The sequence below is a fragment of the Prevotella fusca JCM 17724 genome (assembly GCF_001262015.1).
Classification (GTDB): domain Bacteria; phylum Bacteroidota; class Bacteroidia; order Bacteroidales; family Bacteroidaceae; genus Prevotella; species Prevotella fusca.
The window spans coordinates 534,897-554,917 of sequence record NZ_CP012075.1 but is presented as its reverse complement, the minus strand read 5'-3'; the positions used below and the strand labels follow the sequence as shown (position 1 = coordinate 554,917).

The 20,021-nt window shown below is 42.1% G+C and carries 14 protein-coding genes; 5 read left to right on the top strand and 9 right to left on the bottom strand.

Annotated elements, in window-relative coordinates; all coding sequences use genetic code 11:
- Nucleotides 1–270 precede the first annotated feature (270 nt).
- On the top strand, nucleotides 271–1,113 hold the full coding sequence (locus tag ADJ77_RS09580) for an aspartyl protease family protein (RefSeq protein WP_050696341.1): 843 nt from the start codon (nucleotides 271–273) through the stop codon (nucleotides 1,111–1,113).
- Between the two features lie 1,039 nt (nucleotides 1,114–2,152).
- Here ADJ77_RS09580 and ADJ77_RS09570 read toward each other — a convergent pair.
- Nucleotides 2,153–2,443 (bottom strand): DUF721 domain-containing protein, encoded by a 291-nt coding sequence (locus ADJ77_RS09570; protein ID WP_025078323.1) that lies wholly within the window; start codon nucleotides 2,441–2,443, stop codon nucleotides 2,153–2,155.
- A 5-nt stretch (nucleotides 2,444–2,448) separates the two neighbouring features.
- On the bottom strand, nucleotides 2,449–3,555 hold the full coding sequence (recF, locus tag ADJ77_RS09565; RefSeq protein WP_050696525.1) for a DNA replication/repair protein RecF: 1,107 nt from the start codon (nucleotides 3,553–3,555) through the stop codon (nucleotides 2,449–2,451).
- 298 nt (nucleotides 3,556–3,853) lie between these two features.
- Between recF and ADJ77_RS09560 the strand changes: the two genes are divergently transcribed.
- Together ADJ77_RS09560 and ribH are read left to right on the top strand one after the other, a co-directional pair.
- Complete coding sequence (locus tag ADJ77_RS09560; RefSeq protein ID WP_025078324.1) at nucleotides 3,854–4,528, top strand: tetratricopeptide repeat protein; 675 nt, start codon at nucleotides 3,854–3,856, stop codon at nucleotides 4,526–4,528.
- Nucleotides 4,529–4,534: 6 nt separating this feature from the next.
- Nucleotides 4,535–5,011: a 6,7-dimethyl-8-ribityllumazine synthase gene (gene ribH, locus ADJ77_RS09555; protein WP_025078325.1), complete on the top strand. Its 477-nt coding sequence runs from the start codon at nucleotides 4,535–4,537 to the stop codon at nucleotides 5,009–5,011.
- A 293-nt stretch (nucleotides 5,012–5,304) separates the two neighbouring features.
- On the opposite strand, the gene ADJ77_RS09550 is transcribed toward ribH, so the two are convergent.
- The 5 genes from ADJ77_RS09550 to ADJ77_RS09530 all read right to left on the bottom strand — a co-directional run bounded on the left by ADJ77_RS09550 (nucleotide 5,305) and on the right by ADJ77_RS09530 (nucleotide 13,148).
- Nucleotides 5,305–5,790 (bottom strand): dihydrofolate reductase, encoded by a 486-nt coding sequence (locus ADJ77_RS09550; protein ID WP_025078326.1) that lies wholly within the window; start codon nucleotides 5,788–5,790, stop codon nucleotides 5,305–5,307.
- A gap of 172 nt (nucleotides 5,791–5,962) precedes the next feature.
- A complete protein-coding gene (locus ADJ77_RS09545; protein ID WP_025078327.1) occupies nucleotides 5,963–6,757 on the bottom strand; it encodes a thymidylate synthase in 795 nt (264 codons plus the stop codon).
- Between the two features lie 70 nt (nucleotides 6,758–6,827).
- Nucleotides 6,828–8,231 (bottom strand): methyltransferase RsmF C-terminal domain-like protein, encoded by a 1,404-nt coding sequence (locus ADJ77_RS09540; RefSeq protein WP_050696339.1) that lies wholly within the window; start codon nucleotides 8,229–8,231, stop codon nucleotides 6,828–6,830.
- Between the two features lie 5 nt (nucleotides 8,232–8,236).
- Nucleotides 8,237–10,330: a PorE family type IX secretion system protein gene (gene porE / locus ADJ77_RS09535; RefSeq protein ID WP_025078328.1), complete on the bottom strand. Its 2,094-nt coding sequence runs from the start codon at nucleotides 10,328–10,330 to the stop codon at nucleotides 8,237–8,239.
- Between the two features lie 109 nt (nucleotides 10,331–10,439).
- On the bottom strand, nucleotides 10,440–13,148 hold the full coding sequence (locus tag ADJ77_RS09530) for an endonuclease MutS2 (protein ID WP_050696338.1): 2,709 nt from the start codon (nucleotides 13,146–13,148) through the stop codon (nucleotides 10,440–10,442).
- A gap of 805 nt (nucleotides 13,149–13,953) precedes the next feature.
- On the opposite strand from ADJ77_RS09530, the gene ADJ77_RS09525 reads away from it, so the two are divergent.
- The gene (locus ADJ77_RS09525) at nucleotides 13,954–15,972 is read left to right on the top strand and encodes a TonB-dependent receptor plug domain-containing protein (RefSeq protein ID WP_244148587.1); all 2,019 of its coding nucleotides are present in this window, start codon (nucleotides 13,954–13,956) and stop codon (nucleotides 15,970–15,972) included.
- Between the two features lie 208 nt (nucleotides 15,973–16,180).
- Here ADJ77_RS09525 and ADJ77_RS09520 read toward each other — a convergent pair whose 3' ends face one another.
- The gene (locus tag ADJ77_RS09520; RefSeq protein ID WP_025078329.1) at nucleotides 16,181–16,780 is read right to left on the bottom strand and encodes a Crp/Fnr family transcriptional regulator; all 600 of its coding nucleotides are present in this window, start codon (nucleotides 16,778–16,780) and stop codon (nucleotides 16,181–16,183) included.
- A 29-nt stretch (nucleotides 16,781–16,809) separates the two neighbouring features.
- A complete protein-coding gene (gene lepA, locus ADJ77_RS09515; protein WP_050696336.1) occupies nucleotides 16,810–18,591 on the bottom strand; it encodes a translation elongation factor 4 in 1,782 nt (593 codons plus the stop codon).
- 796 nt (nucleotides 18,592–19,387) lie between these two features.
- On the opposite strand from lepA, the gene ADJ77_RS09505 reads away from it, so the two are divergent.
- Nucleotides 19,388–19,786 carry a hypothetical protein gene (locus tag ADJ77_RS09505; RefSeq protein WP_050696335.1) on the top strand — a complete coding sequence of 133 codons (399 nt, stop codon included), beginning with the start codon at nucleotides 19,388–19,390 and terminating at the stop codon, nucleotides 19,784–19,786.
- Nucleotides 19,787–20,021 lie beyond the last annotated feature (235 nt).

Sequence of the window (20,021 nt, the reverse complement as noted above, 5' to 3'; positions counted from 1 at the left end):
TTTTATATCTTTGCATTAGTTAACAACATCAAGATGTGGAACAAGACCGCTCTGTCATCGCATATCATCTCTGCCCTGATCGATGTCTGCGACGAGGTTTCATATATCCATAAAGGGAAAAAGTTGCAAACTATTCCGATGAAACAGCTGAATATATTGAGAAAGAAATATCAGAACTATACTTAAACTTGTAACTGAAAGGCGTGAAACTGTTTATTCCTGTTCAATATGATGTAATTCTTTAGGCAGAAATCACAAAAATATATAGTTATGAAATACCGTTCCTTACTTATCTTTAGCTTGCTTATGTCATTGGCACTTTGTCTTCATGCACAGAACGCCTTGACTATAAAAGACTACTTTATGTACACCAATGTGACGGTTTCACATAATGGAACTACACAAAATGTTCAGGCATTAATAGATACTGGAGCTTCAGTTTGCGTTATAGACTCTACCTTTGCAGCGGACTCATGCCATATCATATCAACAGAAAGTAATGCGGCAATAGGCTACGCATCAGGTAAGATTAAATCTTTTGTCTTAAACTTAGACAGTATCTCTGTAGGAGGTCTTGTCTACCCCGAAACACGATGTTATGTTATTGACCTGGCTGGTAAATTTCAAGAACATGCTCCTAAATTCATTTTAGGAGGAAGCATACTGAAAGAAGAGCTATGGTGCTTTGACTTGAAAAAGAATATTCTAACTCACATAAAAAAAACATTGCCTAAAATCCAAAGTGCAATCAAATGGAAAAACCACGAGAATTATAAGGATGCAGCTTTGAACTTTATTTATCTGAATGGCAAAATATCAGGAAAGAAAACACGAATACTTCTTGATACTGGCAGCAAACATAATTATCTACCAATGAACTTCGGAGTTACAGCAACGAAGCAAATTGAAAGTATGCGTGGAGATATAGCCCACAAAATAACGATTAAGAAAGTGGGACTCGCTGAAAAAGTCAGCATGGAAATCGATCAAAACATTTTCTTGTTAGATTTTGTTTTGGATGGAAATGTAGAACCACGTGTCAATGCCTCTTTTCTATGGGGAAAGACATTTGTTTTAGACTACAAGAAAAAAAGTATATTCATATTGAAATAATCAACTATTACTTCACAATGACAAAGTTACAGTTATTCAGAATAAAACAAAGACTCATAAAACCATATCCAGCATTAACTTCCCTCCAAAAAATCAACTATGCTGCTTAAAATTACATCCAAATCATGTTTTATCAATCAATGACGTAATAATCCCAAATCAACCATTAAGAGAATTCGCTTTCATTTGTTCATAAATCCTATTGGATTCCTGAAACGTGACTATTGTTCTTCTAATCTATCAAACAGCAACCCAAAAGGTTTTTCAACTCTCTGATTTAAAATAATCTACGTAAATGATTTGAAATGAAGATAATACTCCCCAAATGAATGATTCTTCCGTTAAATGCGTAGATTGGAAAAAGAACAAAGGCTTATACACCTTGTATGGTATAGTTATCCAAAATCAAATGGTCTCACAAAAAGGGATAAAGCACAGGATAAAAGGCAGAAAAGTCAAACAGATACCATGTCTTTCCGTCTTCTACAAACAAATTATTCCCATACCAACCAACGTTTGTAAACTATTTTCATACAGTTCAAAGCCAACACATGGTCTTTAGGCTTCTAAAAGACGCCCAATTGGCTTGCAATAGATGCCCTTTTGAGGTCTAACTGACGCCCTTTTGAAGTCCAATTAGGCACCTTTTCTTGCACTACATTATAACTAATTGATTTACTGTTGGTTGCAGACTTGCTTTTTACATGTGTTTTTGCCTTTATCTGTAGATATTTTATCCGAAATTATGTCATGATTTTTCAATCTGTTGCTTGCGTGTTTCCAAAGTATTGATATGAAAGGGTTTTCTGTGTCGGAGGATGATAATAAAGTAGGTAGACAAGACCGTCTTGGCTATGTTTCTATTTAATGAATAACTTCGCTTCTTCCGCTAAAGCTATACGAAAAGTGTCCACGCATTTAACGGATGAACCAAATGAATGGAGACCCTCATGATATTTACTTCCCCTCTATGGGAAAAGGGCTGGGATTGAGGAATATTATCCTGTTTTTCCATCCTTCATTTTTAATCTGTGCTTTCTTAATATAATCTCACTTCGGTTATAACCATTGATCCTACCGCTGCATTGAGTTTCTGCACCAGTTCTGACTGCATCATACTGAGGTCAGCACGCAAGGCTGGGTTCGTTATCTTTACAAACAAGGTCTGATTTCGGATAAATTTCTCCTGCGTGTAACGTGCAACTGCAGATCCCGCCACTGTATCCCAGGCATCCACGACACGCTTCTGCAACAGCGGAGACTCAAGTCCCCCCTGTCGTAGGAACTGATTGAGAACATCATCCAATGGCTGTACTTTCCTTCTGAACATAAGCCTTACCCTTCCCTTTCATTGATTTCTCCACCTTCCACAGAGAACAGTTTATAACAGAATCCGCTTCCCTGCAGAATCTTATCTAAATGGTCACGGTTAGTATCGGTAATGAATATCTGACCGAAATCATCCCCGGAAACAAGGCGCACAATCTGTTCCACCCGACTGCTGTCAAGTTTATCGAAGATGTCGTCAAGCAATAGCAGCGGAGTGTTGTTACCAGCCGTACGGCGCAGAAAATCAAACTGTGCGAGCTTCAAAGCCAGTACATACGTCTTGTTCTGTCCCTGACTTCCTTCCCGTTTCATTGGATATCCTCCAAGTTTCATGACCAAATCATCCTTGTGCGTACCATGAAGCGAATAGCCCATGATACGGTCTTTTGCACGGTCACGTTGTATAACATCCAGCAAGCTACCACGCTGACAATGCGAGACATATTCGAGCGACACCTGTTCACGGTCACTGCAGATGGTCTGATAGATACGTTGGAAAACAGGCATAAGCTCTTCCACAAAGGCTGCACGTTTTCTATAGACAACTTCGCCATGCTCTGCCATCTGCATCTCAAGCAGTTCCAAAAGTGTTGAATCGGGTTCTTCCTCCTGTTTCAACAGGCTGTTACGCTGTTGCAACGCCTTGTTGTACCGACTGAGTGACTCTATATAAGGTGTATCATACTGTGAAATAACAACATCCATCAGCTTCCGCCGTTCTTCACTTCCCCCTTCAATGAGCGTCGCATCGGCAGGAGAAACAAATATCAACGGTACCAGTCCGATATGCTGAGACAATCGCCTGTATTCCTTCTTGTTACGCTTAAAATGCTTCTTCGTACCACGTTTCATCCCACAATACACCTGCTCATGCTCACCGGCATCAGTGGTGTAATCGCCTTCCAACACAAAATAATCTGCTTCATGGCGCATCACCTCCGAGTCCTTTGGATTGAAAGCACTCTTGCAGAATGAGAGGTAATAAACAGCATCAAGGAGATTGGTCTTTCCCTCACCATTATGCCCGATGAAACAGTTGAGCTTGGGTGACAAATCCAACGTTGCCGCCTGTATGTTCTTATAGTTTATGATGGATAGCTTGTCTAATTGCATCGTGTTTGTTTTATAACTTTTGGAGTCAAGGGAATGATTGGAATCTGCATTCCCTACAATTACACAGAAAGATAAGCCAGTGGTAAGACTTCCTCCCTGAAAAAACATCAGGCTTTATCCTATAACATCTTAAAATCCACATACATCTTTCCTTTCCCTGCAAAGTTAACTCATTTCCTTTCAATAAAAGAAAAAAGTCGTTGATAAATTTCAATATATGCAACTTTTTGATTAATTTTGTCCCGCTATAATACGCACCTTACAGATTGGAATAAAATAAAAACATCATAACATAAAAATGGTAAACAACAAAGAACAGGGTACATACGAAGATACCCTTAACAATTCTGAAGCCGCTTTCTTGAAATACAAGAAGCCTTTCCTTATCGCCTTAGTTGCTGTCGTCGTAGTCGTAGCAGGTGTTATCCTTTACAAGAACTATATCTCTGCTCCTCATGAGGCTGAAGCAAGCACAGAGTTGGCTAAGAGCCAGATGCTCTTCAACAGTCAGCAGTATGACCAGGCACTTGCCGGTTTCCAGAAGGTACAGAGCGACTACAGCAGCACTGACGCCGGCAATCTTGCAAACCTTTATGTAGCACTTTGCTATGCTCACCAGTCTAAACCAAACTGGGCAAAGGCATTGGAGAATGCAGAAAAGTTCAGCACATCCAACGATGAGATGATCAGTCCGGCATCACAGATGGCACTTGGTGACATCTATGCCAACAACAACCAGAACGACAAGGCTGTTGAGTGCTTCAAGAAAGCAGCAAAGATGGCTAACTCTGAAGCAGCTGACAATACCAACCTCAGTATCGCTCCTCTGGCATTGCGCAAGGCTGGCATCCTCCTTGAAAGTGAGGGAAAGAAGGCTGAAGCACTTGAAATCTACAAGGATATCAAGAAGACTTACGTCAACTCTCCTGTCTATCAGGATATTGACAAGTACATTGAGCGTGCTTCCAACTAAGCAGTTATGGCAACAGAACTTCATCATTTATCCGACTACGATGCACAGAGCGTACCTGACGCAAGCAACATGTGTTTCGGCATTGTCGTAGCTGAATGGAACCCGGAGATTACTGGTGCGTTGCTTGATGGTGCTGTAAAAACACTTGAGAAGCATGGTGCTATCCCAGAGAATATTCATATCAAGACTGTCCCAGGTAGCTTTGAACTTATTTACGGTGCACAGATGATGACTAAGAATGACGGTTTTGATGCTGTTATCATTCTTGGAAGTGTTATTCGTGGTGAAACGCCTCACTTCGACTATATCTGTGAAGGTGTTACATACGGCATAGCACGCCTCAACGCATCGCAGAACATCCCTGTCATCTATGGTCTTCTTACTACTGACAACCTGCAGCAGGCTAAGGACCGCAGCGGTGGCAGACTTGGAAACAAGGGGGATGAGTGTGCTATCGATGCTATTAAGATGGCAAAGTTCTAAACGGGCAGTTTAACAAATAATTTAAAGGCAGCAGTAAACGGGCTACTCCGTTACTGCTGCCTTTATTCATTGATTGACTTATCATGGGTCAGTTTGTTATTGAGGGAGTGTCTAAATGCATATACCATTTTGATAATCTTACAGTTTGAAACAATTCATTAAAAATGACCATTTCTGTACTCGATTTTGAGTAAAGAAATGGTCTTTTTCTTTGCTTTTAAGAAAAAATACTTATAGTTTGAAAGTTATCAAGTTATTAATTTGCATTTTGACACACCCTCTGGGGATGAGGCTTATTTCCGCACATAATTTACGAAAGCATAAGCAGGATTGTTATCTGTCGCAGGGCGTTCTTCACGTGATTCTACAGTCCATCTTCCATCGTCATAAGCAGGGAAGAAGACGTCAGCATGTGGGGGGATAGCTGCTATCTCGGTAAGATAGAGTCGGTCTGCAATGGTGAGAGCCTCCTTATAAAGACTTGCTCCGCCAATGATGAAAGCCTGTTCTTCTGCACCAATATGCTTGAGAGCTTCATCGAGTGAAGAATAGACATCACAACCAGGGAAGTCTGTTTCCGTTCTACTAAGTACAATGTTCCTACGATTAGGCAGGGCGCCTTTTGGTAGTGAATGGAATGTCTTACGTCCCATGATAACGGTGTGTCCCGTTGTTAGTTGTTTAAAACGTTTTAGGTCTTCGCTAATGAAATAGACCATATCATTCTGATAGCCAATGGCGCGATTGGCTGCTACTGCTGCAATAATATTTATTTCCATAATTGTGTTTAAGAACCTCCCCCCAACCCCTCCAAAGGAGGGGAGTGCCTATTAGGCTATCAGGTTGGTGAAGGATATAAAGTTCTTGGCTACTATAATTGACTTTAAAGCTAAGAGATAAACTACCTCCTATTTGCACTCCCCTCCTTTTGGAGGGGTTGAGGGAGGCTTTTTACACTGCAACGACTCCCGGTATATGTGGCAACGGGTCGTAATCAGTCAGTTCAAAGTCTTCAAACTTGAAGTCGAAGATATCCTTAACATCAGGATTAATCTTCATCTTTGGAAGTGGACGTGGTTCACGTGTAAGCTGTAGTTTAGCCTGCTCAAGGTGGTTCATATAGAGATGTGTGTCGCCAGTAGTATGGATAAAATCACCCGGCTCAAGCCCTGTTACCTGTGCTATCATCTGCAGAAGAAGAGCGTATGAAGCAATATTAAACGGCACACCGAGGAAGCTGTCAGCTGAACGCTGATAGAGTTGGAGTGATAATCTACCATCAGCAACATAGAATTGGAAGAGACAGTGACAAGGTGGAAGAGCCATGTTATCCACTTCTGCTGGGTTCCATGCAGTAACTAACATACGACGTGAATCAGGATTATGCTTGATCATATCGACTACATTCTTAATCTGATCAATAGTACCTCCTTTATAATCAGGCCATGAACGCCACTGATGACCATAGACAGGACCGAGATCTCCGTTTTCATCAGCCCACTCATTCCATATTCTTACACCATGTTCCTGTAGGTAGCGCACATTCGTATCGCCACGTAAGAACCATAGTAATTCATAAATAATACTTTTCAAATGCAGCTTCTTGGTAGTCAGCAGTGGAAAGCCATCGCGCAAATCAAAGCGCATCTGATGACCAAAAATAGATAAAGTTCCCGTTCCTGTTCTGTCACCTTTCTGTGTTCCTTCTGTAAGGATGCGGTTGAGGAGGTTTAAATATTGTTGCATAATAGTCTATTTATTTCTTAGATATTGCAGGGGTATATCATTTTTAAGTTTATTCTTATCTTCTTTTATGTTACAGAAGCACCAGAGGTTCGTTTGGGATATGTGTACTCTTTATGCGCCATTCCTGTGGATAGAGATTGTTGGCACGGTTGCCGAGGTTCTTTGCAAAACCTATTGGATGTTCTTTATAAGTAAGAAGAACTATGCCACGTGGGGCTTCAGAAGATAATACGATGGCCTCGTGTCGAAGATAGGCGATGGCTGTCTGGTAATCAACTTCTACATTAGGATAAGCAGTTTTGTCAGTTGAGAGGGAGAGAGCTAATGTATGGTCTGGTATGATAGTTTTCCCTTTTTGTATACCTTCTTTTACACCATGTGAAAGTATGCGGAGACGTTTATGTGCTTCAGTGACAGCTTTGTCGGAGTTTACAGTTGTCTTATACTTGAGAGCTTGATTCTCTCCACGTTTACGAATGATAGCCATAAAGATTCCTTCTCCACGTGTCTTGCCCGGGATAAAACGATAGACAGGAAACTCCTGACCATCCTTGAGTGGGTTACCGATGAGTGAACCTGTTATATTCCATGCTTCTTCTGTGGGCACAGAGAGGAGTTTTGCATCATATTCGTTGAGAATCCACGCAATATTCTCTTCATCTTCGTGGGCATTGAAGGTGCAGGTGGAATAGATGAGAATACCCCCAGGCTTCAGGTTGTCCCATATGTCTGCAATGATACTACGCTGTAGCTGCCAGCAGTTCTCCACATTCTGTGGGGTCCATTCCTCAATAGATTGTGGGTCTTTGCGGAACATTCCTTCTCCTGAGCAAGGTACATCAGCTATGATGGCATCGAAAATTAGCTTTGATTTCTTATAATCACGGGGATAATTATTTGTAACAACAACATCCTCATGACCAAACTTTTGAACGTTCTCTGCCAATATCTGTGCTCGTTTTCCTATCGGTTCATTAGAGAAAAGGAAAGAACCTGCAGGCAAAGAAGTACGTGTGCAAGTTGTTTTCCCACCTGGTGCAGCACAAAGATCGAGTACCATAACAGGCTGTTTTACCCAGTGTTGCAGTACATGAGATAGAAACATAGACGATGCTTCCTGCACGTAATAAACTCCGGCATGGAGTAGTGGGTCGAACGTAAAGTTAGGTCTTGTTTCCAACCAGAAGCCTTCTTTGCACCAAGGAATGGGTCGAGGACTTAACTCAGGATTAATCTTATTCGTTCCCTCGGACAACTTAAAAGGATTAAGACGGATACTTACAGGAGGAATTGCTTGCAACCCTTTCAGAAATATTTGATAGAGTTCATCTCCGAAAAGGTTACGAGTATAAGCCGTAAAGGCAAGAGGAAGTTTCTTTTCTACTTCTTCTACATCTCTTGTTTCTTGCTCGTCATGGGCAAAAGAACAAGGAGATTGTGTTGCCTGATATGGTTGGCTATAATCTTTTGTCATATCGCTTAGGGAATGTCAATAATTATCATTCCATCATCATCGAGACTGTCTTTCTTCTTAGGTCTTGGTTGTTGCTTGAGATTTCCCTTCTCATCAAACATACCGTATGTGGTACGAAGGACCGTAAACTCAGTTCGACGGTTCAATTGATTGGCTATCTCTTGCTTCTCCTTATCGATCTTCTTGATGAATTCTTCGGTAAGTACATCGTTTTCCTTCAACCAAGAATACTTCTCTGTGACCTTCTTGCGAATCTTCTTAGGACGCTCCTTGCCATATCCAACAGGCGTGAGACGTTCTTTAACGATACCATGTGTGGTAAGATAAGCCACTACAGCATCTGCACGTCGTTGTGAAAGGCGTTTGTTATAATCAGCTGAACCAACGTAATCGGTGTGGGCTGAAAGTTCAATCGTTACGTTTGGATTCTCTTTGAGTAGGTTAACAAGAGCATCCAAAGCCTTCTCTGATTCTGGACGAAGTGTCGCTTTGTCAAAGTCATAGAAGATGTTATCAATCAATACAGGTACATTTATTCCTGCTAAAGCAAACTGAAGCGTATGTACCTTGGAGTTTTCAACTGTACCCACCTTTATTTCTTCTTTATGATTTAAGTAACCATTGCAGGTTGCAAGGAAGATATAATTAACACCGGGTTGTACTTCCTGCTCGAAAGAGCCATCTCCTTTGACAGCTAACTTCTTATTGGTTCCATCATCACCTACCATGAATATCTGTGCAGCTGGTAACTCATAACCATCCATTTCATAGACCCATCCCTTGACGGTCTGAATGATTTCTGGGAGTTCAAAACTATAAATATGGTCCCAGCCACGCCCGTCACCACGGTTTGAAGAGAAGAAACCACGATTGTGAATGCCCTCGAAAGTCATACCAAAGTCGTCACCTTGCGAGTTAAGGGGGAATCCCGGATGTTCTAAGTGATAGCGCCGGTCATAGCCAACCTTAGCTATAAAGATGTCAAGACCACCCAATCCACCATGTCCGTTACTTGAGAAATAAAGGTCACCATTTGGTCGGAAAGTAGGGAACTCTTCGTCTCCGGGTGTATTGATAGGCTCTCCAAGATTTTCAACACCTCCCGTTGTACCACCTGTAAGACGTACACGCCAAATATCAAGACCACCTTTCCCGCCTGGCATATCACTGGTGAAATAAAGCCAGTTGCCATCTGGTGAAACTGCAGGATGGGCAAAGCTCGACAGTGTGTCACGGCTGATTTCCAACTTTGTAGCCTTTCCCCAGGCTGCATCAGAACGATTGCTGACAGCAATCTGGGCATAACGAGGATAGCTGGGGTCAGTCAAACACTGTGTGATATACATCTCCCTACCATCTACTGAGAAAGCAGGTGTTCCCTCATCAGCCTCTGTATTCAATGCAGACTCAATAGCCTTTGGGGTACTCCATTTGCCTTTATCATCCTTTTCACTAAGGAATATGTCGCCAGCCTTTGCACCCGTAATACCACTCAATTCGTCGCCTTTCGCTTCATTTCGTGTTGAAGTGAAATACAGCTGTTCGTATTTATCACCGAAAAGCATTGGTGAATAATCCTGTCGGCGTGAGTTTAACACGTCCATTCGCTTCACAATATACTTTGAACCACGCTCTTTCACGCCTGCAGCTATTGGTGCAGTCTGCATTTTTTGAGCAATGAGTTGATTGTTAGGCATCGAATCAAGTGCTATTCGATATTCCTTAACAGCCTCCGCATAGCTACCTTCCTTCATCAGATTGTCAGCCAAACGCTTATGCGTCTCACCATTGTCCAATTTATAACGAATGGCATTTCTATAGGCAGCGATTGCTCGTTGAGATGACGAAATACGCTCGTAACATCCAGCCATCTTCAAAGATAACTCTCCACGTTGACGTCTATCTTTAGGTGATGTACGCTGATAAGCGGTCTTAAATTGGGTCGCAGCGTCATAATACTCGCCCAAGGAAAGGTGTTTTTCACCTTTCTTTATGTTTCTATCTATACCGCATGCAGTCAGCATCATAGTGACACCAACAGCTAAGAGAAGATTCTGTCTCTGTCTGCGAAGTATGTGTAAAAGCCTTAGGTAGTTCATATTAATATTCTAACGCTTGCACTATCAATTTATTGCCTATACTTTTTATCTGTCATAGAATAAAGCAATCAACTCGTAAACTCCTGAACTTGTTTACTTGTCAACTAACTTATAGCTCCACAACCGTTATACCTGCGCCACCAAACTGTACGTGTTCATCGCGATAGTTTGTAACGTTAGGAACACTGCCAAGGTACTGTCGGATTAGCTGACGAAGTATTCCATTGCCCTTTCCATGAAGAACACGCACCTGACTTGCCCCAACAAGGATGGCATCGTCTATAAAGTATTGCACCTGGTTCAAGGCTTCATCAGCCCTCATGCCACGTACATCCAACTCTTGATGGAACTGATTGCGATGCTTGTCAATGGTCTCACGTGTCTCACGGCTATAATTATATGCTTGGAATTGCTTTTGTTCAGGCTGAATAGTAGCTGTGTCTACGTGCTCCAGACGGCTTACAGCCATCTTTGTTCTCATTCCTCCAAAGATCACCGTTGCCTGCTTTCCTTCAATTGATTCAACCTTTCCAACGGTCGTAAGACCCTTTATCCGCACAGAATCACCAGCCATAACAATACCTCCACCTTGCTGTTTACGCACAGCATTCTTCAATGCTTCGGCAGCTGCTTGTTGCTTGCTTGTCTTTTCCTTCAGATGCTGTTCGTGGCGTTCTTTTCGGCTCTTGATCTTATCAACCTTCTTCTGGAAGTCGTCATCAGAGAGTAATCCGCTACTTTTTAGTTTCTTCTTATTGGATGAATCAGCCTTTTCAGTCTTGCCTCCATCCGTCAATCCTGCTTCATAAGCAGCCAGTTCCTGACGAATACGTTTGGTTTCCTCCTTCTCAGCCTGCTTCTCTCTGATTTCACGGATAGCGTTTTCTATACGGCGGTTACTCTCCTTGATAATCTCTTCAGCTTGTGCCTTGGCACGATTGAGAATCTCCTTACGACTTTGTTCTAATGCTGCAATATCTTTTTCATATTGACTGATGCGCTTCTCCAGCTCCTTCTCGTGGCTGTGAATGGTCTGACGTTTGTTTTCCCAATAACGTTTATCTCGAACAATATCCTGTAAGTATTTGTCACTCTGGATATAATCAGAGCCAACTATCTCTGATGCATCACGGATAACTTCCTCTGGTATTCCTGTCTTTCGAGCAATCTCAATAGCGAATGAACTGCCCGGTCTGCCGATGGCTAACTGGAAGAGTGGGCGCATTTCGTGACGGTCATAGAGCATCGCACCATTGGCTGTTCCCGGATGTTCTTCTGCAAAATGCTTAAGATTTTGATAGTGGGTTGTAATCACCGCCCAAGCATGTTTCCGCCAGAACTGACGTAAAACTGACTCTGCAATGGCTCCGCCAATCTGTGGTTCTGTACCTGTTCCAAACTCATCAATGAGGATAAGCGTACGATCAGAAGCACGACGCATCATTATCTTCATATTCATCAAGTGAGAAGAATAGGTGCTGAGATCATTCTCAATGCTTTGCTCATCACCGATGTCTATCATAATATCCGTAAAGATACCAGTTGTAGAACGGTCACCAACAGGGATGGAAAGACCACACTGAAGCATATACTGAAGCAGTCCTACCGTCTTCAGACAAACAGATTTACCACCAGCATTCGGACCAGAGATAATCAACAGATGTTTGTCATTGGTGAGTTGAATGTCGAGAGGGACAACACTTGAAGGAACATTACGTGTCTCGTTCTCTTCCTCTAATATTGTATCGTACTCTTGCTTGTTTTCAACTTCATTAGAAACTTTATCTATTTCTTCATTACTCTCAGATAATGAAGAATTTACCTTCTTATTATTCTTTCTTTCCAAAGACAGTTGAAGCAGAGGATGGATGGCTCTTATCCAATCAATATGAGGCGTATCAGCCACCTGAGGCTCAAAGCTCTTAAAGAGTCTGGCAAGCTCAGCTTTCGCACGAATGAAGTCTACTGAAGCCATAAGATTGTATGAGTCAAGAATCTCGCGCACGTTCGGACGTACCTTTTTGGCAAAGTCTGTGAGGATACGAATCATCTCTCTTCGCTCCTCATTCTCAAGTTCACGAATCTTATTATTAGCTTCAACAACTTCGGTAGGCTCAATATAAACCGTCCTACCCGTAGCACTTTCATCGTGTACAATACCCGAAATCTTACGTTTCAAGCCCGGTGCAACCGGGATGACCACTCTGCCGTCACGCAAGGTAGGTGTAACATCCTTCTCAACAAGTCCTTCTCCCTGTGCAGCACGTAGAATTCCGTATAGTGTCCGTGAGATACTTCCCTCTATGCGGGCAAGCTCTCGACGTATCTGGAGCAGTTCTGGTGAGGCGTTGTCACGCATCTTGCCGAATTTGTCGATAATCTGTGAAATGCGCTGAACAAGCAATGGGAAGGTGGCAATGCCATCTGCAAGATTATAGAGAGTAGGGTAGTAATGTCGTACTTCGCCCTGTTCGGTCTCTTCTCCACGACTCAGAAAGTTCACAATAGCAATGATTGTCTCTAATGAACGCTTCAAATCAAAGAGTTCTTCCACTTCCATGTGGGTTCCTTCCAAGCGAATCCGTGCCACACTTTCGCGTACATCAAAGAAATTATCTAATGGAAAGTCGTCCTGTCCTTCTTGTATTCTACGAAACTCTCTGATTTCTTCCATCCAAGTATTTACCTGTGTGGCATCAGTAGAAAAGCTCATCGCATCAATCCGTTCCTTGCCTAAAGGCGACAGGCAGCGTGCACGCAGGAGTGAGCGCACCTCCGTGAAACCAATCTTCTGCTCAAAGTTCTTGGGATATATCATTGTTTTATCTTCTCTTTGCGTTATTTGCAGGCATTTGTAGCAGTGTAGTTATTGCAAGCAACCTGTATGGTTGCACAATCCTTATTTGTCTTGCCTGCTACAGTCTTTTGAACTGCAAATTTACAAAATGTTTCTGTAATATGGACAGTATGGGGGCAGAACCTTTGAAGATGTTTTCAAAACAAAATCTCCTCCAGCCCCTCCAAAGGAGGGAACAGTAGCAAATGTCGCTTAGAGTAAAGTCTATTATCGCTTGATAGCTGCTTTAGTGCTCCTTAAAGATGGTAATATGCTGGTTTGAAATTGTTTTACAAAACAAGTTGTTGTTTTCTTATAAGGACATTGATTTAAAGGGTTATTCCTATAATTTGCAACTAACAGTTAATCAGTCAGTTATGAGACTATGCAAGAAAAGGTGCTTAGTTGGATCTCAATTAAGCCTTAGTTAGGCTTCAATTAAGCATCTTTTGACCGACAGTTTGGGCTTAATTTGAGTGCAAATCATCATCAACAGATTTCCTGTTATGATTTTATTATGACAAATAATGTTTCATGAAGTAGATTTCTGAGTTATATGTATAGTCTTTATCCTGTCTTTAAAATACAGTTGTTTCTTATCGTATAGAGCGGATAGAACGTTTGTTTTGATTATTATTATTCGTATATTTTTTTTAAAGAGCGTGTTTTTTTCATCTTACTGATGTTTAATTTAAGATTTTTATGTAAGTTTGCATAAAACTCTACAGACAATTACTTTCGTTACCGAGAACCTAATGTAGAGACAGACTAACTGATGCCCATGTATATGAGAAAACTACTTTTCACCATATTACTGATATGTGTTCATACAGCATTGTATGCGCAGACTGACAACGTCCTTTTGAGCCGTATTCTTCGACAGGTACAGTTGTTCCCACAGGAGAAGACATACGTCTTTACCGATGCAGACAGCTATCAGGCAGGACAGAGGATTAATCTGCGTGTCTTTCTGGTGAATGCTGTGGTTCATCAAACAGATAGTATGAGCCGTTATGTATATGTTGAACTCCTTAACCCGGAACGCCTTGTTGTGAAACGTGTACGTCTGTTGCGGAGTAATCAGGACTTCGTGGGGTATATAGACATTCCGGAAGGGGTGGCGAAAGGACGTTATATGTTACGTAGCTATACGCAGAATATGTTGAACTTAGAAGGATATGAAAGTCTGAAAAGTATCTTTATCGGCGGACATGGAAAGCTCTTGCCTTTTAAGTATGATGATACTTTAAGTGAAAGTTTTAGTAAAATAGATATATATCTGAATGTAAAAAGATTAAGTAATAGTGTTAAAGTAAGTATTAGTAGTGGAAATAATATTGTAAAGAACGAATACAGGTTATTTGTACACTGTCGTTCCATTCCACTTTACTTTGGAAAGATAAGTGAAGGAAAGGATGTCATTCTCTGTAGAGATAGTCTTTCCCAAGGTGGTATTTACTCTTTTCAACTTCTTGACGGAAACTTGAAAACAGTCGTTGAGAAACTGTTTTTTTTGTACCCGGAGAAAGAACATTGTGCGATTTCAGCGAAGTGGGATGCTTCAGATACTACTGATGACGGAATGCTTCCTTGTCTTATTACGGCAGATGGATTGCGGGAAGGAGAGACAATGGATGTCTCTGTGCGTGTGGAATATGCAGGTATGAATGATGTGAAAGGACGGTCGAATATCCTTTCCCATTTGCTGTTTGATATGGATGTAGCTGGGTGTCCGGAAGAACCGGCATCTATTTTGTCAAGTAAAGAAGCTGAAGGATTGGCTGGCGGCTGTAACTGGAAACGGTATCGAATGGACGACGTAATCCGAGGAGGCTGTAAGAAGGGGCGGATTGGCATAGAAAAAACGGCTGTGATACGAGGAAGGGTTGAGACACTGATTGGTCATAAACCGATAAAAGAAGGAGTCGTAAATCTCATTTCACCCGACAAAGGTTTTTATGCAATGGCAAAGACCGATGCGCAAGGACGCTTTTCTTTTGAGGGAATGGACTTTCCTGAAGGGACACAATATGTTCTGAATGCGTTTACAAAGGCTGGAAAATCGTGGGTGAAGCTGTTACTGGATGAGGAAGACTTCCCTCCTTATGCAGGGCAGTTCCCCTCGTTTGAATGGACGGAGCATGACACAACACGCGTTGATGCTATGCTGGATATGCCGAAAGATGGTGTCCTGATGGATGAGGTTCATGTATTCAGCCACCAACCGGCGTATGCTTCCCGTTCCGATGCTTATGCCCGGACAGCCGATTTTTCCTTTGGGTTGCGGGATATTGAAAGTATCGGGGCAACCTGTCTGCATGAACTGTTACGCAGGATTCCCGGTGTGACGGTGGATTTGGGAAAGTGTTATGTGCGAGGTGGTGCGACGGTTGGAGGCAGACGTCCCGCAGCGGTTGCGATAGATGGGATATTTGTCAATGAGGATTATGACTTAGACAATATCCAGATGGCGGATGTTGAAAGAGTAGATGTTTTCAAGGGCGGCTCTACGGTTATCTGGGGAGCCATTGGTGGTATGGGTGTCATCTCTATAACGACAAAGAAAGGTGATTTCAAGACTGATGATGTTCCGCTGACGAACACGAAGATATTTACAACTTTAGGCTATCAAGTTCCGGAATGTTTTACTCCCAACCAGCGCATCCCAGTGTGGTTGCCTTCTTTGCGTGGGCGTTCTTTCCGATTGCTGTTGCCTTCTGTCTGTCGTTCGGGGTATCGCCTTGTTATTGAAGGTGTAACAAGCGAGGGGAGGATTGTCAGTTATGCAGGAGCATTGGAAGAGTAAGGCAGAACGGATTGTTTGGTTTGTAAGTGTTCTTTACATGTCATGTCCTAACAATATAAGGTGTCATATAGAATAAAAGGAGTTAGAGGAATTAAGCCATTACCTTCTTCTATCATCTGCTTCAATCTGCAGATAATAAGGTAATTGCTTAATTCCTCTAACTTCTTATGGGTGTTCCTTGATGATTTCTGTCTGGTACACAGCCTGGTCAGTCATCAAGCAATGTTGATGAGCGGACACGGCTTAAAGTCTCAGGTGTCATCTGTAGGTAGCTGGCAATATAGACCAGTGGCGCACGTAAGACAACCTGAGGATTAAGTTTGCACATTCGCTTATAGCGTGCCTGTGCAGTCTCAAAGCGTACAAGGTCAGCGTGAATCTGTGAGGTGATAAGACTCTCTTCCAGTATCTTACGGTAGAGAATCTGGATGTTTACATTATGAAGTGCCACCTGCTCCAGCTTGTGTTTAGGCAAAGCATAAACCAAAGTCGGCTCTAAAGCCTCCACCTGTAGTTTAGTAGGCTCTTCACGGAAAAGACTTTCTATACACATGAAGATGCTTCGGTCCTCTCCTAAATGCTCGGTAATCTGCTTCCCGTTCTTGAAATAGAACTGGCGTATAAGTCCTCTCTCAATATAATAGAAGTGCTTGCAGGTTTCACCTTCACTGAGGATCATCTGTCCTTTGGCAAATTTCATTGGTACGAGGATACTTTCAAGTACATCCAATTCGTCATGGGTCATCGTACTGTATTTACGTGCTAATTCACGTGCAATATCCCTGGTGTCGTTTACCAATTCTTTCATTTTCCTATCCTTTCTTATTTCTTTGAATTTTAGTCCAATTTCAATACTGCAAGGAATGCTTTTTGTGGAACCTGTACGTTTCCAATCTGTTTCATGCGTTTCTTACCTTTCTTCTGCTTCTCCAGAAGTTTGCGCTTGCGGCTGATGTCACCACCATAACACTTGGCTGTAACGTCCTTGCGCACCTGTTTTACGGTCTCTCGTGCAACAATCTTGGCACCAATTGCCGCCTGGATGGCAATATCAAACTGCTGACGTGGAATCAGGTCTTTCAGCTTCTCGCACATTCTTCTTCCGAATACGACGGCATTGCTTTCGTGTGTCAGTGTTGAAAGTGCATCGACTGGTTCTCCGTTTAGAAGGATGTCGAGTTTTGCCAGTTTGGAAGGACGGAACGAGTCGATATGATAGTCAAAGGAAGCATATCCCTTGGAGATGCTCTTTAGCTTGTCATAGAAGTCAATAACAATCTCGCCCAATGGAATCATGAAGATGAGTTCCAAGCGGTTTCCACTCACGTAGTTCTGGCTGACGAGCTCACCTCGCTTGTCAAGACAGAGTGTCATGATAGGACCGATGTACTCACTTGATGTAATGATAGATGCTCTGATATAAGGCTCTTCAATGTGATCAATCATTGTCTGGTCAGGCAGTCCTGATGGATTATGCACTTCTTTTTCATTTCCTTGCTTGTCATACACCATGTAGCTTACGTTAGGTACGGTAGTGATGACATCCATATTGAACTCACGGTCCAGTCGTTCCTGAATAATCTCCATGTGGAGCAATCCCAAGAAACCACAACGGAAACCGAAGCCCAGTGCCTGTGAGCTCTCTGGCTGGAATGTAAGTGCTGCGTCATTGAGCTGGAGTTTCTCCAATGAAGCACGGAGCCCCTCATAATCATTCGGGTCAATAGGGTAGACTCCTGCGAAGACCATCGACTTAACCTCTTGGAATCCCTCAATGGCCTGTTGGCATGGGTTGTTTATGTGGGTAACGGTATCACCCACCTTTACCTCTGTTGCATTCTTTATACCTGAGATAATGTATCCAACTTCACCTGTTGACAGTTGTTGGGTTGGGAGCATGTTCATCTTCAACACACCAACTTCATCAGCTGTGTATTCCATTCCTGTCTGTACAAACTTTACCTTGTCGCCTTTTCTAATGACGCCATTTTCAACCTTGCAGAGTGTGATGATACCACGGAAAGAATTGAAGATGGAGTCGAAGATGAGTGCCTGCAACGGTGCCTTGGTGTCTCCTGTTGGTGCAGGAATACGCTTGACAATGGCTTCAAGAATCTCTGGCACACCCTCGCCTGTCTTTCCACTGGCACGGATAATGTCTTCCGGGTCACATCCTATAAGGTCAATAATTTCGTCCTCAACCTCTTCTGGCATGGCATTTGGCATGTCAATCTTGTTGATGACAGGGATAATCTCCAAGTTGTGGTCGATTGCCATATAGAGATTGGAGATGGTCTGTGCCTGTACTCCCTGCGTTGCATCGACGATGAGTAGAGCTCCTTCGCATGCTGCAATGCTTCGTGATACTTCGTAGGAGAAGTCGACGTGCCCCGGAGTATCAATAAGATTCAGAACATATTTCTCCTTGTCTGACGTGTACTCCATCTGGATAGCATGACTCTTAATGGTAATGCCACGTTCACGCTCCAAATCCATATCATCAAGCATCTGCCCTCCTGTTATCTTAATCGTCTGAGTGTATTCAAGAAGACGATCCGCCAAGGTTGACTTACCATGGTCGATATGGGCAATAATGCAGAAATTTCTTATATGATTCATCAGTTTGTCTATATTTTCAAAGTGCAAATATAGTCATAATTATTGAGAATTAAGAATGTTAAAATAAGAAATTACCTAATTTTTGGTTCTTCCGTTAAATGCATGGAATTGGAAATAGAATAAAGGCTTATACGCTTGCATGGTATGACTATCCAAAATCAGATGGGCTCACAAAGGAGGATAAAGCACAAAATAAAAATGCAGAAAAGGCAAATGAGAACGATGTCTACCCGTTACCATGTCTTTCAGTCTTCTATGAACAACTTATTCCCGTGTCAATCGGAGTCTGTAAACTATTTTCATGCAACTCAAAACCAATATATGCTCTGTTGGCTTCTAAAAGACGCCCAATTGACTTGCAATAGATGCCCTTTTGAGGTCTAACTGACGCCCTTTTGAAGTCCAATTAAGCACCTTTTCTTGCACGGGTTTATAACCAACTGATTTCCTGTTGGTTGCAAACTTGCTTTTTACACGTATTTTTGCCTTTATCTGTAGATATTTTATCCGAAATTATGTCATGATTTTTCAATCTATTGCCTGCGTTTTCAAAGTATTAAAATGAAAAGGTTTTCTGTGTCGGAGGATGATAATAAAAAAGACAGCCAAGACTGTCTTGGCTGTCTTTTTGTATAATGCATAATTTCGGTTCTTTTGTTAAAGCTATACGAAAAGTGTCTACGCATTTAACAGAAGAATCTATTTTTTCTTATCTTTGCAACAGATATTCGGTGAGGGATATATAAAGAGTGTTTTCTTTGTATGAGTATTCTGAACCACTTTTAATATTAGTTGAATGAGAATGAAACAGTTATTTTATGCAGGTGTACTGCTGCTCTCTCTCACTGCCTGTCACGGTAGCTTGGAGGAAAGGGCGGCACAGGAATGTAAGGAATACACGGAGAAGAAATGCCCAACACCAGTGGTTAATGATACCCGAATGGACAGTATGGTGTTTGAAGCCTCTTCCCGTACGATTCATTACTATCATACACTTTTGGACAAGGCTGACAATGAACAGGTCATTGTTGCGAAAAGGTCAGAGTTAAGGAAAGCCTTAGGCGATGCTTTGAAGGCTGACCCTGGTACAAAGGCTTACAAGGATGCCGGCTTCAATTTCAGATATACTTATCATTCTGGCAAAGCTCCGTCGAAGGTGTTGCTGGATGAAACTTACACTGAGAAGGATTATTAAAGGAGTGTAACAGTGAGTGAGAGAAGTTGATGGAGTAAAGGAGTTAAAGAAGTTGGGGCAATACTTTGTTTCTGAGTCTTTTTCATAAGTAGAAGGTAACGACTAAAGTCTTTTAATTCCCTTTGACTCCTCTAACTTCCAACAAGCTGTTGTCTTGTCTTGACTCGATATAACTCCTTTGGTCTTTCTAACTTCCAGTAAAATATAATCTTAACCCCTTTAATTTCCTTTCACT